The organism is Tannerella forsythia, from assembly GCF_001006485.1.
GTDB lineage: Bacteria > Bacteroidota > Bacteroidia > Bacteroidales > Tannerellaceae > Tannerella > Tannerella forsythia.
Genome location: NZ_JUET01000129.1, coordinates 44,253 through 57,346, shown reverse-complemented (window position 1 = coordinate 57,346; position 13,094 = coordinate 44,253). Strand labels below are relative to the sequence as shown.

Annotated in this window: 14 protein-coding genes and 1 pseudogene; 10 read left to right on the top strand and 5 right to left on the bottom strand. The window is 48.5% G+C overall.

Going from position 1 to position 13,094, the window contains the following annotated elements; genetic code table 11:
- Window positions 1-3 precede the first annotated feature (3 nt).
- The 5 genes from Tanf_RS12255 (at window position 4) to Tanf_RS12240 (ending at window position 4,326) form a co-directional block, all read left to right on the top strand.
- Complete coding sequence (locus Tanf_RS12255; protein ID WP_014224337.1) at window positions 4-597, top strand: HAD-IB family hydrolase; 594 nt, start codon at window positions 4-6, stop codon at window positions 595-597.
- 16 nt (window positions 598-613) lie between these two features.
- Entirely contained in the window at window positions 614-838 is a 225-nt protein-coding gene (locus Tanf_RS12250; RefSeq protein WP_041590659.1) for a hypothetical protein, read from the top strand.
- Window positions 839-1,082: 244 nt separating this feature from the next.
- Entirely contained in the window at window positions 1,083-2,534 is a 1,452-nt protein-coding gene (locus Tanf_RS12245; RefSeq protein WP_140230615.1) for a hypothetical protein, read from the top strand.
- A 293-nt stretch (window positions 2,535-2,827) separates the two neighbouring features.
- Complete coding sequence (locus Tanf_RS15190; RefSeq protein WP_161794972.1) at window positions 2,828-2,992, top strand: hypothetical protein; 165 nt, start codon at window positions 2,828-2,830, stop codon at window positions 2,990-2,992.
- 35 nt (window positions 2,993-3,027) lie between these two features.
- Entirely contained in the window at window positions 3,028-4,326 is a 1,299-nt protein-coding gene (locus Tanf_RS12240; RefSeq protein WP_014224333.1) for an ATP-binding protein, read from the top strand.
- Window positions 4,327-4,440: 114 nt separating this feature from the next.
- Here Tanf_RS12240 and Tanf_RS12235 read toward each other — a convergent pair whose 3' ends face one another.
- The 3 genes from Tanf_RS12235 to Tanf_RS12225 form a co-directional block, all read right to left on the bottom strand.
- Window positions 4,441-5,133, bottom strand: a complete 693-nt coding sequence (locus Tanf_RS12235; RefSeq protein ID WP_046826058.1) for an SIR2 family NAD-dependent protein deacylase — start codon at window positions 5,131-5,133, stop codon at window positions 4,441-4,443.
- A 140-nt stretch (window positions 5,134-5,273) separates the two neighbouring features.
- Window positions 5,274-6,254 (bottom strand): Acg family FMN-binding oxidoreductase, encoded by a 981-nt coding sequence (locus Tanf_RS12230; RefSeq protein WP_046826057.1) that lies wholly within the window; start codon window positions 6,252-6,254, stop codon window positions 5,274-5,276.
- A 35-nt stretch (window positions 6,255-6,289) separates the two neighbouring features.
- On the bottom strand, window positions 6,290-6,883 hold the full coding sequence (locus tag Tanf_RS12225; protein ID WP_046826056.1) for a TetR/AcrR family transcriptional regulator: 594 nt from the start codon (window positions 6,881-6,883) through the stop codon (window positions 6,290-6,292).
- A gap of 146 nt (window positions 6,884-7,029) precedes the next feature.
- Here Tanf_RS12225 and Tanf_RS12220 point away from each other — a divergent pair, with 146 nt between their 5' ends.
- The 4 genes from Tanf_RS12220 to cobC all read left to right on the top strand — a co-directional run bounded on the left by Tanf_RS12220 (window position 7,030) and on the right by cobC (window position 10,161).
- Entirely contained in the window at window positions 7,030-7,713 is a 684-nt protein-coding gene (locus Tanf_RS12220) for a hypothetical protein (RefSeq protein WP_046826055.1), read from the top strand.
- A gap of 101 nt (window positions 7,714-7,814) precedes the next feature.
- Window positions 7,815-8,855 carry a nicotinate-nucleotide--dimethylbenzimidazole phosphoribosyltransferase gene (gene cobT / locus Tanf_RS12215; protein WP_046826054.1) on the top strand — a complete coding sequence of 347 codons (1,041 nt, stop codon included), beginning with the start codon at window positions 7,815-7,817 and terminating at the stop codon, window positions 8,853-8,855.
- A gap of 2 nt (window positions 8,856-8,857) precedes the next feature.
- Window positions 8,858-9,649, top strand: a complete 792-nt coding sequence (gene cobS / locus Tanf_RS12210) for an adenosylcobinamide-GDP ribazoletransferase (RefSeq protein WP_046826053.1) — start codon at window positions 8,858-8,860, stop codon at window positions 9,647-9,649.
- Complete coding sequence (gene cobC, locus Tanf_RS12205) at window positions 9,634-10,161, top strand: alpha-ribazole phosphatase (protein WP_014224326.1); 528 nt, start codon at window positions 9,634-9,636, stop codon at window positions 10,159-10,161. Before cobS ends, cobC begins: the two co-directional genes overlap by 16 nt.
- 51 nt (window positions 10,162-10,212) lie before the next feature.
- On the opposite strand, the gene Tanf_RS12200 is transcribed toward cobC, so the two are convergent.
- Window positions 10,213-11,274, bottom strand: coding sequence for a glycosyltransferase family 9 protein (locus Tanf_RS12200; RefSeq protein WP_014224325.1), 1,062 nt, complete (start codon window positions 11,272-11,274; stop codon window positions 10,213-10,215).
- A gap of 9 nt (window positions 11,275-11,283) precedes the next feature.
- Window positions 11,284-11,898: a DUF4254 domain-containing protein gene (locus Tanf_RS12195; RefSeq protein ID WP_014224324.1), complete on the bottom strand. Its 615-nt coding sequence runs from the start codon at window positions 11,896-11,898 to the stop codon at window positions 11,284-11,286.
- Window positions 11,899-12,660: 762 nt separating this feature from the next.
- On the opposite strand from Tanf_RS12195, the pseudogene Tanf_RS16520 reads away from it, so the two are divergent.
- Window positions 12,661-12,924 (top strand): annotated as a pseudogene (locus Tanf_RS16520) (IS1380 family transposase); the annotation flags it as partial.
- Window positions 12,925-13,094 lie beyond the last annotated feature (170 nt).

The following is a 13,094-nucleotide window of genomic DNA, read 5'->3' as shown; positions in this document are numbered from 1 at the left end:
GTCATGCGGACAGTGGTAGCTTTCGATTTCGACGGGACATTGACGACGCGGGACACATTCCCTGCATTTATCCGCTTCAGCCTCGGCTTTTGGCGTTTCGCGGTGGGACTTGCCCTCTTCGCCCCGATGTTGGTGGCGATGAAAGGAGGGTTTTATCCCAACTGGAAAGCCAAGCAAAGGGTATTCTCCCATTTTTTTAAAGGGATGTCTGTCGGACGCTTCGACGCATATTGTGAGGATTTTTGCAGAGACCGGTTACCCCGAATGCTCAGAAAACAGTTGCTGCAGACCGTAAGAGAGTATACCGGCGGGAAATATGAGTTGTGCGTCGTCAGCGCATCGATAGACCGCTGGATTCGTCCGTGGGCGGAAACCGCCGGATTCACCCGGCTGCTGTGTACCGAGGTCGAAACCGAGAACGGCGTACTGACAGGACGGTTCTCTACACCGAATTGCTATGGCACAGAAAAGGTGAGGCGGCTGCAATCGGCATATCCCGACCGGAAGGAGTACCGTCTGATTGCATATGGCGACAGCCGAGGCGACAGAGAGATGCTTTCTTACGCAGATGAACACTACTTTATAAATTATAAATGAAGAAGATGAATGTGTATTGTCATCTGCTGCGGGGCGTGATTCGGGATGCGGGCTCTCGCTCATTCGTGCTGCCTACTCCGGGGGGCTTGTCAAGTCTATGCTCGGGATATTCGCCTCGCTCGGTATTCTCATTATGTACAAAGAGCAGTATATGATTGTCGACGAGGGATATGTGCTGGACATCTCCGACACAGTTGCTGATTTGGACTGGCCCCCCGCTACAACGATGAAGATATGCTGAAAGAAGCCTACAAAATGTATAAACAGAAACATATAAATAATTTATGAAATTATTTTCCTTTTGGTGGAATTTTACCAACAGACATGCCTACCTTATATTGATGTCGGTATTCATAGTATGGTGTGCCTTAGGTGTATTTCCGCTTGCATGCTATGAAACTGATAGTTTGCAGCTTATACTCGGATGCGATTATGCGTACAGTCATGGGCTGGAGTTTCCCCCTGTCATTAGTTACGCGTACTATATGCAACCGCTGACAATCATTATGGTGGTTGCGTTGAAACACCTGATGCCCATCCTGACGTGCGAGCAGATATATTGTCTTGTGACAGCTGTTTCAAGTCTTATTTTTCTAATCGGATGCGTTGAGTTTGCCCGTCACGTCACAAACGGGAGGCGGGTAAATGTGCTGATTGCCGCAATGCTCCTGCCTGAAATGTATGCCATAGCTATGTATCCTAATTCCGCCATTCCGGCCGCCGCCTGTTTTGTCTGGGCTATGATATGCCTGACAAAGGAACGGTACTGGACAGCCGGCCTGCTTATGTGTGCGGCTCCATTGCTGCGGGCGGATGTCATGATAGCCTATCCCGCCATTCTCCCCTTATTCCTGTTCGAGGGCAAGACTTCGAAAAAAAGCATAATCCTTTCGATTGTCTATGCCGCATCAGTTGTTACAGTAGATATCTTTTTCTTCCGGCTTCTTAAAGCGGACTTCTTTTCTTCTGCAAATAGTTATGAAGCATGGAATGGTATAATTACGCTGACACAGAATATGATGTCCATTTTCGGCTTCTACTCCCTTCCATATCTGCTCTTGCTTCCACTTGGAATATGCAGACTGTGCAGTCAGCGTATGTGGAGAGAGCTCTTTCTCGTTTTGCTGCCCATTCTGCTTCTGCATTTTTTCTTTCGCAAGATGGGCTGCGCTAGCAAACACTATCTCTACATCGCACCTTTTGTAATTATAGCAGGCGTCAGGGCGTTGTCATGGATTTGCCGCACACTCTCGAACCGCAGGTTATTGAGATACGCTGTGGTGGTGTGTGTGATTGGTTACTACACGGTGTCGGTAAGATTATGGGTTCCGAATCCGAATCTGTCATACACGTATGAAGATAGGAGATACAATGAAGGTCTTGTTCTTGACATTTGTTCTGTTTCGTTCTCTTCATCAGGTGCTGCGTTGTCTCTTGGCATAGGGGCCGGGCAGTATGTAGCTACCGCAGATGAACTGTGCCTTGCTTCCGGGCATATCTTCTATCCATGGTATATTCATTCCCTTAAGTCGGAATTGAAAACTGACTGTGAAAATCAAAAAAGAGCTATTGAAACCTTCCCTTCTTCTTCAAATATCATAGCATGTAGCTGGGCAACATGGGCACCAATAGCATCTATGTGTTTAACAGAGGGGCAAGATGTTTACTATGATAGTGATAAAAGGTTGTTGACAATTCAGGATAAAGATAGACGTTTGTCCGTATGGTTGGTTGATAGGGGGTGGGAAGAGCAGTGGCAGTTCGTGAATGATGTAAAGGCTTTTTGCCAAAGTCTGCCGGCAGAGGAAATGAAATATATACTGGTGCCTACCATTAGCTTTCGTCTTGAATCGTATCTCAAACAATTCGAATCGGAAAGCAGAATAGAGAAAATAACGGACGGACTTTATGAGATAAAGGAGAGTCGGACGGAGTGAGGCGGTCTGGCATTTGTGAAACGTTTTAGTTCAGAGATTTTCACCTCTTTTTCAACACTGCATCATCGGAGCGATAAAGCAGACCGTTCCGCTTGCCTGTCCAGTACGGATATGCCGGAGTGGCCGATGCTTTCCATCCCTGCGCCTTTTTTTAGTAAATACTCGTGTTGTCAATGTCGCTTCCCGAAGGGGAAGACGCTGCAAAGTAAGACATGGGAAGCGACGCGGCAATGGCTTCGGAACAGGTGTAAAACAGAAGGGAAACAACGTAGAAAACATCCGTAAACAAGGCGATGCGGCAGGCGGAGACAGCCGGAAACACGGGACAGGGCGAAACCGGTCACGCCGACGCCAGCGGTGTAGAATCAGGGAATTGCCGAAACAGAAACGGGATAGACGAAAAATTACCGGGTGATTACAACCGAGTTATGGATATTATTCCTATTTTTGCAGGGTAAAAGTGCGGACAACCGCAAAAACAGCCTTTACAAAGATGAGAATAGAACGCAAAAGAATCCTTCGGCGGTTGATCGGAAGCCGCAAGAACGGTCAGATAAAGATTATAACGGGCATCCGACGGTGCGGAAAGTCGTATTTGCTGGGCGTCCTCTACCGCGACTATCTCCTGCAGGAGGGCATCGCGCCGGAGCAAATTGTTATGCTCGAACTGGACAACGACATCAACGCACGTTACCGCAATCCGCTGGAACTGGGGGCATACCTCCGGCAGCTGGTCGGCGACACCGCGAAAGATTACTATGTCCTGCTCGACGAGATACAGATGGTGGAGGAGGTAGACAATCCCTATCTGCCTGGAAACTCCGGTTCCAAAATCACCTTCGTAGATGTGCTTCTGGGGCTTAAAGGTCTGTCGAACGTCGATGTCTATGTAACGGGTAGCAACTCCAAGATGCTATCTTCCGACGTGGCTACCGCTTTCCGCGACCGGGGCGAGGAGATACATATCACGCCCCTTACCTACGATGAGTTTCACGCCGCCTACCCCAAGGAGAAACGGTTCGCGTGGCGTGAGTTCGTGACCTACGGGGGAATGCCGCTTGTCATGCAGAAAAGTACCCACGGGGAGAAATCCAAGTACCTGCAAGACCTCTTCCGGCTTACCTACATCAAAGACGTTATCGAGCGCAACCGTCTGCGCGCCGATGCGGAGACCCTTGACGAGCTGCTCAATGTCGTGGCTTCCGCCGTGGGCTCGCTTACCAACCCGACTCGGCTGTCCAATACGTTCCGGTCGGTCAAGGGATTGAAGATAAAGAACGAAACCGTCTCCGCCTACCTCGACTGCTTCATCGATGCGTACATTCTGGGTAAATCGTACCGCTACGATATAAAGGGGCGTTCCTATATCGACACGCCTCTGAAATACTATTTCACGGACATAGGGTTACGCAACGCCCGCCTGAACTTCCGTCAGCAGGAAGAAAACCATATCATGGAGAACATCCTTTACAACGAACTCACGGCACGGGGGTTCAACGTGGATGTCGGCGTGGTCGAGTATAACCACACCGTCGCCGGGAAGAAGGTACGCACGCAGCTCGAAATTGATTTCGTGGTCAATCTGACGGACAAACGTTACTACATCCAGTCGGCCCTGACCGTGGCCGATGAAGAAAAACGGCGGCAGGAGGTCAATTCCCTCAACCGCACCGACGACTCCTATACCAAAATCGTCGTGGTACGCGACGATATCCTGCCATGGACAGACGATCGAGGTGTGCGGTACATCAACATCGAAGATTTTCTGCTGGAAGAAATAAACAGGCTGTAAACCAGAATAATGAGATAGTAATTTATTGCAAAGACAGGACAGCTTTCCTCGGCCGATCGGAAGACCGCCCCGTCATGGAGAAGACGGAGCAGCGCATATTTTGTTACAACTTTTTTACCGCATCGTTTTCAGCCGTTCGGTGAGTCGCTTTACACCTTCCGAAGCGCCGTACCGGATAAATTCGATATCGCTGCGATACGCTTTCACCTCTTTCGGATCAATCAGGAAGATGGGCTGCTCCTTACGGACATAGTTCAACAATCCGGCCGCAGGATAAACGTTGAGCGAGGTGCCGATCACGACGAAAATATCACAATCCTCGACGTATCGGATCGCCTCTTCAATTTTCGGCACAGGCTCACCGAACCAGACGATAAAGGGACGCAGCTGTCCGCCGTCGGGCGCTTTGTCTCCGACATGCAGATCGGGCTGCTCGGGCGAAATATCGTACGGACGATTGAGGTTCTTGACTGAACAAGACTTCATCAGCTCCCCATGCAGGTGAGTAACGTGGGTACTGCCTGCCTGTTCGTGCAGGTTATCAACGTTCTGTGTAATGATATGTACCTCGAAATCTTTTTCCAAATCAGCCAGACCACGATGTCCGGCATTCGGTTGGGTGTTCAGCAATTCGCGCCGGCGATGATTGTAGAAGTCAAGTACCAACTGCGGATTTTTCATGAACCCTTCGGGCGTAGCCACGTCCTCAATCCGATAATTTTCCCATAATCCGTTCGAGTCGCGAAACGTAGAGATTCCGCTTTCGGCACTCATTCCGGCTCCTGTAAGAATAACGATTTTTTTCATGACGATTGCGTTTTAAATGAGACATAATGTTTTTCAGACTTCGAAGGTACGTCTTTTTGATCAGAAATCACAGAAAAGTCCCGAGCAATTCGTTCTGAGCAGCAAGAAGAGCGATTATCGGAATGCGCGTTGCTCCGTGACTACTCCTTAACCATCCGCTCCTCTATGCTTTTTCTTAAGGAATAGGGCATTTTTTCTCCGTACCCTACGCGTATCAGGACGGTAGGGTATTCATCGGTCATACCCAGCATTTCGGCCATCTTTCGTGAAAGTTCCGGAATCTCATTGGGTTGGTTCATATACGCATGAACAATCCCCATAGCTGTAGTTGTCAGAAGGATGCGCTCCAAGGTCCTGCCTGCGTTTACCCACTGTTCGATCGTATTGTTTCGGGTGGTAAACAGGATAAAATGAGAAGAGGAGGCGATCTTCTTCCGGTCATTTTTGTTTTGAGATTTCTCATTGATCACTTGAGAGATAATAGGCTCTGAGATAAAACGCGGCAGATTGGGCGCACCGAATACGGCATAACTCAGCCCGTCTCTTGTCGTGTTCTGATGCTTCTTGTTGTAGCGCATCCATTGCCGCAATTCGGCCAGAAAGTGCTGGTCTCGCATCTGCCGACTGTTTCCCTCATAAATCAGTTCCGAAATGGCCTCAAACTCCGAGGAGCCGTTTTGGAAGAAATGAATGCCTATACAAGGCTCCGTCGCGATGGATTTCAGGCGTCGGATGCTGTCCTCAGGGATGATCTTTCCGTTATAAATACTCCTGTTCGTTTGTCTGACGGACAGTTGAGAGAACAGCGGAGAAGGAATGTCCTCCTCTTCCCTGGAAAGGATGATGCGGATAATTCCATTTTCCTCGATAGCAACCTTTGTGCGATATCCTTTGTGCGACGCCGCGATACAAAGGTTCTCCGCGGCGCATCCGAGACTGACGAACAGTTCCCGATTATCGGGATCGACGACCGGCAACGATTTGGTAAAATCGGGACGGATCTCTATCTCTGTTTCTCCTGTCTTAAACAGCCACGGCTGCGTGTTGTGTCCCGAAGGAGCTTTCACTGCCTGCTCAATCATGAACAGAAAATCTGTGTTTTGTGCGAATATACGGTTCATTATTCCTAAAAATAAAACGATGAATACTATCTTTCTCATTGTCGTACATGTTTCATCCATAAATCAATCATCAGGTCGATTCCTTGCGCGACCTGCTCCCATCCCGTGTCGCTCTGCAAATCGATGCCGTTATACACGGCCGTCTGTTCTTCCATCAAGACCAGATAGCTGATGGATGCCGAAAGGATGCTTGCCAAAGAGGCGACCTCCGCATGGGGCGAATGGGTCAGCTCACCCACCGCTTTTACCAGCTCACAGCCGTTCCGTTCCCTTCTTTCCCTCAACAGGCGGACCGTCTGATCCGCTGTGGACAATTCCCATCGGTGCAATCGTCTCAGTGTAATATCGCCGCGCATCTGCCGGATCTGTTCACGGAACAGTCGTTTCAGACTTTCGCCGATGTCGGACGATTCCCTAAAATCGATGTTTGTGTTTACCCAGTAATCCTTTTGGAGAAGATAACTGGAAATCAGCTCGTTCAACCCTTTGAAATACCTATATATAAGCATCTTAGATACTCCTGCTTGTTGGGCTACGGCATTTATCCCTATCCCTTCGAAGCCGTCGCCCGCGATAATGCTTCCGACTGCGTCGAGAATCTTTTTCTCCGTACGTTCTCTATCTTTCATGTCTCCTTCTCAATTGTAATGTTACCGATAAGTAACCGCAAAGTTACGTTACCGATAGGTAACATGCAAGAAAAACGAGAAAAATAACGAATTCAACTCGGAATCATCACAAGCTGTTGTATTTTTGTTGCAAGTTTGAAAAAGAGATGAAAAAGATTACGGTATTATTAATGGTATGCGGATGGATGGTATCCATGCATACGGCAGCGCAAGGCGGAGGGACTTTCTCATCGCTGGGCGCAGGACTCTCGATGGGTACGACGGGGATCGATGCGGAGCTGGTCACTTCGCTGCATCCGAAATGGATGCTGCGGGGCGGCGTATCAGCGCTTGCGGTAGATTTCACCGCAAAGATGAATCTGTATGATCATGGGAAAGAATACGCCAACAGAACCGATATAAACGGTGAGGTCCGGATGGTGAACAGCAAGATATTGCTCGATTTCTATCCGACCCGTTCGGCATTTTTCGTATCGGGAGGTTTCTATCTTGGAAACAGGGCGATTGCTAAACTGAACGGAAAGTCGGACCGCGATCTGAAATGGGATGGTTACATCATTCCGGCGGAGCATGGACGAATCGAGGCAGAAGTGCGCGCGAGCGTTTTTAAGCCGTATGCGGCCATTGGCTACGGACGTGCCATTCCCGTGCGAAGAGTCGGCTTCCGGATGGAGTTGGGAGCGATGGTACAAGGTAAGCCCGATATTTATGACAGGCACGGAACGAATCTGGGCAAGGCAGACATCAACCGGCCTGAGTTTTCGTACACGTTGCAGAAATGGGTCGTCTATCCCGTTCTTTCGTTTCGTTTAACGGGGCGAATTCTGTAAACAAACGATGAGCGCTGCACAGTCATGGTAACTTCCGATCGTTTTATAACGACAATTCTTTTTTGTTTGCGTAAATTTGTTGCAGATAAAGGATCTCCATCATGAAGCAATTCCATATCCAAAAGCCTGACGAGCATATCCGTGAAGCGTTACAGGAAAAAATCGACGACCTGACGAAGCCGAAAGGCTCGCTCGGGCGTCTCGAAGAGTTGGCATTACAAGCAGGGTTGATTCAGCAGACACTCAGCCCCTCGTTGCGACGTCCCTTCAACCTTATTTTTGCGGCCGATCACGGCATTACGGAAGAGGGTGTCAGCATATCGCCCAAGGAAGTAACTTGGCAGCAATGCATTCACTTCATAAAAAGTAGCGGAGGAGGCGTCAATTTCCTCTGTCGTCAGCACGGCTTCATGCTGAAAGTGATCGATGCGGGAGTAGATTATGATTTTCCGCCCGGACTGGGTATCATCGATCGGAAAGTGCGCAAAGGCACACGTAACTACCTGCATGAAGCGGCAATGACGCGTGAGGAGATGGAACTGTGCGTGGAGTGTGGAGCTGCCGTGGTACGCGACGTGCATGCTACAGGATGTAACGTCGTCAGCTTCGGTGAGATGGGAATCGGTAATAGCTCGTCGTCATCGCTATGGATGACCTGCCTGACGGATATTCCCTTACAGCAATGCGTCGGCGCCGGTTCAGGGCTGGACAGCGCCGGCATCCGGCACAAGTACGACGTGCTCCGCCGGGCATTGGAGCAGGCTCGCGGCGAACGTTCGACGGAAGAGGTGATGAGCCGGTTCGGAGGGTATGAGATGGTGATGGCCGTGGGTGGGATGTTGCAGGCAGCGGAGGCCAAGATGCTGATTCTGGTAGACGGGTTCATCATGACGAACTGCATGCTGGCCGCGGCGCGTCTGTACCCTGATGTCTTGTCGTATGCCGTCTTCGGGCACTGTGGAGACGAAGCGGGGCATCGTCTGGTGCTGCAGGCGTTGGGAGCGCGTCCCCTGCTCGACCTCGGGATGCGTCTGGGCGAAGGTACGGGCGCAATTTGCGCTTATCCGCTGATTGAGTCAGCCGTACGGATGATCAACGAGATGGACTCGTTCGGGAAAGGCAGAATCACGAAATACTTCTGAAGATGATCGACGATATCTTTGCCGCGCTGATGTTCTTCACCCGGCTGCCGTGGTGGAAGCTCCGGCGTGTGCCGGCAGACAGTTTCAAACGCATCGTCGGCTACTGGCCCGTCGCCGGCTGGGTGACAGGCGGCGTGATGACGGCTATCTACGGAATAGCGTTATTCTTTCATCTGCCTGTTGTTTTAGCTATCCTGCTGGTTTTCACCGGACGGTTATTGCTGACGGGCGCCTTGCATGAAGACGGGCTGGCGGATTTTTTCGACGGATTCGGCGGAGGACGGTCGCGGGAACAGGTGCTTACCATCATGAAAGATTCGCATATCGGAACGTATGGCGTGCTGGCGCTTGTCGTCTATGTAGCTCTTTGGGTTACCTCGACGGTTTCCCTCGCGCAACGTTCGGCCAACCTGCCGATCGTTCTGCTCTTTTTCGCCGATGTATGGTCTAAGTGGTCCGCTTCACAAATCGTCAATCTCCTTCCTTATGCCCGTAACGAAGAAGATTGCAAGATTAAAAAGGTCTACGACCGGATGTCGGCCCGAACTTTTACCGTGGGACTGTTGTTCGCCCTCGTACCGATGCTCGGATGCGTCCTTTTCCTGAAAGAAATGCCTTACATGGCTCTATGGATATGTGTGACCGCCTCTGTCCCGAACAGCGTCATGGTGTGGCTCGTGCAGTACATGAGACGCCGCATCGGCGGATACACGGGCGACTGCTGCGGCGCGACTTTCCTTCTTTGCGAATTATCTTACTTCATCACCTTAAACACGATATGGATATTTATCTGATACGGCACACGTCGGTCGATGTGCCCGCCGGCACATGCTACGGACAAACGGATGTGCCGCTGAAACCCTCGTTCGAAGCGGAAGCCGCGACAGTCAAAAAAGAGCTTGACCGCTATGCGTTTGACGCCGTCTATACCAGTCCGCTAAGCCGTTGCACGAGGCTGGCTGCCTACTGCGGATACCCGGAGGCGCTCCGTGACGACCGCCTCAAAGAGATACACATGGGCGACTGGGAGATGCAGCGTTTCGACGCGATTACCGATCCGCGTATGCAGGAATGGTATGACGATTACCTCCATGTCGCCACGACGAACGGCGAGTCATATCAAGAACTCTTCGGCCGTGTCGCGTCGTTTCTCGACGAGGTCCGCCGTTTGCCTTTCGAGCGGATTGCCGTCTTTACGCATGGCGGCGTGTTGATGTCTGCCCGGATTTACGCAGAAGCCCTCCCTCCCGAAGAAGCCCTCCGTAACCTGACACCCTATGGCGGAATCGTGCGAATAAAATTATGATCCCCGAAAAACAACAATGAATCAACTGCTATGCTACGAGTCTGTCATATCCTATTTTAAGAGATAGGTGCTTAACATCTTATCGAGCTCTTCCCACACACGTTCAGTCGTCAATAATCCGAAACGTTCTTCTTTCGTCATTGTTCCGTCGTCCGGAAGAATATCATCCGGACTTATCCCCTGAAAACGCACATGATGTCCCGGAAGCCAAAGCGTTTTACTTATCCCGGGAGGATAAACGGCAAAAGAAGGTACATCCAAGGCCTGTGCAATATGTCGAAGGCCTCCTTCGTTTCCAAAAAAGAAATCGCAAAGCGAAGTAAGCGCACGTAATTCTCGAAGCGAGTTCGCTTCTATATTCATAAAAATATGAGAATTTTTGCCCAAGTCTTCATATAACCGATAACAAATCCGTTTCTCACGTTCGCCGACATAATTAAAAATGATCTGCGGATGATAGGCTTCGATCGTTTTTTCAATAATGACTTTCATACGTTCCATATCCCAGCCTTTCCCTTCAATACGGGTAGTAACGGCCATGAGGACTACAGTTCGCTTAAAATCAATCCCTTGATACTCCATATATGAACGATAAACGGCCTTCTCTTCATCGGGAACAAACAAGCAAAACGAACTGTCATATTTTACTTTGGCAACTCTTTCCAAAGGTTTCAACAACCTTAAATTAGATTGTACCATATCTAACGATGCGTCATCCCGATTAGGTACTCGGTAATTATTCAGAAAAAGACTATACGCTTTTTTCGTTCCTATACGAAAAGGAGTATGTAACGAAAAAAGACTGAAAAAAAGAGTTTTAACCGTAGCACGCATATCAATAATCACATCGTAATGCGTATCACGCATCAAACGATGGACACGTTTCAAATACTTAGGTAGGTTATAGTTTTCTTTGTCACTAAAAGTGATAATCCGATCTATATCCGGATGCCCTTCGTACAAAGAAGCGATATGGTCATTCAGAACAAAATCGACCCGAACTCCGGGAAATGTTTTTTTCAGGCTCCTGCATACCGAAACAGCCAAGACAGAGTCTCCCACTCGGCGAAAACGGATTACCAGCGCTCTTTTAATCGTAATTTGCGGTTTCATACCGAAGCTTTATTTTTTACCGTATAACACAGGATTAAGCGACGGGTCATTATACATTTTCATTTGTTTGTAGACTTTCATATACTTCCGTCCTTGACGGATATCATCTAATAGCTGATCTAACGCGGTGGAAAGGTCCTTTTTCTGTTCAAGCAATACGTTCAGTTTCCGTCGACACGCATCAAGATGACCAGCCTCGGCATCCGTACGGTCTGCCTCAGCCTTCATATGATAAATCTTCAATACCAGAATCGAAAGACGGTCTATCGCCCATGCAGGACTTTCCGTATTGATGGTCGCATCAGGTAAAACACGTACATCTTTATATTTATCGAGAAAGTAACTGTCAATTCGTTCAACCAAATCCGTGCGATCCTGATTGGATTGATCGATACGCCGTTTGATAGCCAGAGCTTCGGAAGGATCGATCTTCGGATCGCGAATAATATCTTCGAGATGCCACTGCACGGCATCGATCCAATTTTTTAAATAGAGATAACATTCAATGTTCTCTTGCGGATAAGGATTTCGAATCACGGCATCAACATCGTCTGTCAAATGGTAATCGTCGGTAGCCTGTTCAAAAATCGGATAACATAGTTCACTGAAACGTTCCATAAACATAAATCTTTAAAGTCGACAAATATACGTAACTCTTTCCGATATACCAATTCCCGGTTTTTGATTAGGGCAGGGTAGAGTCAATCAGCAAATACAATATGATGAAAATTGTCCCGGAGGTTTTTAACGGTTTTGCCTGTATTGTTTACGGATAAGTTCGAACTGAACTTAAAACATATGGTTTTACCGTGGTAATACTTTTCTTTGGGAGCGACGGCGAAGAGTATCTTCTGTTCATAAAGTGTCGCGGGTTTACCCGCCGAAACGGTGAATTATTTCAATCAGCTTGTGCAGTATAAAGAAACGGCCTTCTACAAAGATGCCTGTACATACTGCAAATACTTCGACGACTATGTGAGCCGCTAAACCGATACGGCACGATACAGGCCAGGCGGATACCGTTACTGTATCGTGCCGTCGATAAGGCCAGTGCCGGAAAGCATACGGTTATTCGTTGCGGGTGTGGACGGCCTTATGTGTCGCCACGGCCTGTCCCGCCTGAATTCATCCTTCCTTGCGAACTTGCTCTTCCGATACTATACTCAGGGCGATAGATGAGCTCAAGACAGACAATATTACCTATGAGTCCACTCTTTGAACAAGTCTTATAATTTTAATTCCGCAGAGAAAGTAAATGAGCCTCTCCTCTGGATACATTATTACAATCGGGACAATTAGATACCAATACGGACTATATTATAGATTTTGACCATGAGTTTCTTGAAGCAGAAAAGTTTGATGCCAAACGAACACACCAACATTTGTTGGAACCATCTGCCTAAGTCCTTCATGGCAGAAAACGCCGTCTTCCTGATTCTTACCGCCATGATACGAAACTTCTACAAACTTCTCATGCAGGACGAGGACATCAAGGCGTTTGGATTGAAGCATACAAGCAGGATTAAGACCTTCGTATTCAAATTCATCACAGTACCTGCTAAAAGGATAGAGACAGCAAGGCAAAATATGCTGAACATATACACAAGCCAACACGCATACGCCTCTATCTTCAAGTTTGATTTTGGATAAGCCTTCAGTTTTTGTGGGGATATCATGCGCAGCCCTCCCCTTAAACGCTTGGTGGGGTAAGGGGAAGCTATGGCGTCTGCAAATAAATGAGCGATTTATCATACAAGGAAATTGATAAAATACTATGAAATTTAATTAGTGCTTTACTATATCAAGGATTATAATAAAGT

What these genes read in the sequence shown, in the direction of transcription:
- Tanf_RS12255 (WP_014224337.1), top strand. Translation starts at nt 4, where the DNA reads ATGCGGACAGTGGTAGCTTTCGATTTCGACGGGACATTGACGACGCGG.
- Tanf_RS12245 (WP_140230615.1), top strand. Translation starts at nt 1,083, where the DNA reads ATGCAACCGCTGACAATCATTATGGTGGTTGCGTTGAAACACCTGATG.
- Tanf_RS15190 (WP_161794972.1), top strand. Translation starts at nt 2,828, where the DNA reads ATGCGGCAGGCGGAGACAGCCGGAAACACGGGACAGGGCGAAACCGGT.
- Tanf_RS12240 (WP_014224333.1), top strand. Translation starts at nt 3,028, where the DNA reads ATGAGAATAGAACGCAAAAGAATCCTTCGGCGGTTGATCGGAAGCCGC.
- Tanf_RS12235 (WP_046826058.1), bottom strand. Translation starts at nt 5,133, where the DNA reads ATGAAAAAAATCGTTATTCTTACAGGAGCCGGAATGAGTGCCGAAAGC.
- Tanf_RS12230 (WP_046826057.1), bottom strand. Translation starts at nt 6,254, where the DNA reads ATGAACCGTATATTCGCACAAAACACAGATTTTCTGTTCATGATTGAG.
- Tanf_RS12225 (WP_046826056.1), bottom strand. Translation starts at nt 6,883, where the DNA reads ATGAAAGATAGAGAACGTACGGAGAAAAAGATTCTCGACGCAGTCGGA.
- Tanf_RS12220 (WP_046826055.1), top strand. Translation starts at nt 7,030, where the DNA reads ATGAAAAAGATTACGGTATTATTAATGGTATGCGGATGGATGGTATCC.
- cobT (WP_046826054.1), top strand. Translation starts at nt 7,815, where the DNA reads ATGAAGCAATTCCATATCCAAAAGCCTGACGAGCATATCCGTGAAGCG.
- cobS (WP_046826053.1), top strand. Translation starts at nt 8,858, where the DNA reads ATGATCGACGATATCTTTGCCGCGCTGATGTTCTTCACCCGGCTGCCG.
- cobC (WP_014224326.1), top strand. Translation starts at nt 9,634, where the DNA reads ATGGATATTTATCTGATACGGCACACGTCGGTCGATGTGCCCGCCGGC.
- Tanf_RS12200 (WP_014224325.1), bottom strand. Translation starts at nt 11,274, where the DNA reads ATGAAACCGCAAATTACGATTAAAAGAGCGCTGGTAATCCGTTTTCGC.
- Tanf_RS12195 (WP_014224324.1), bottom strand. Translation starts at nt 11,898, where the DNA reads ATGTTTATGGAACGTTTCAGTGAACTATGTTATCCGATTTTTGAACAG.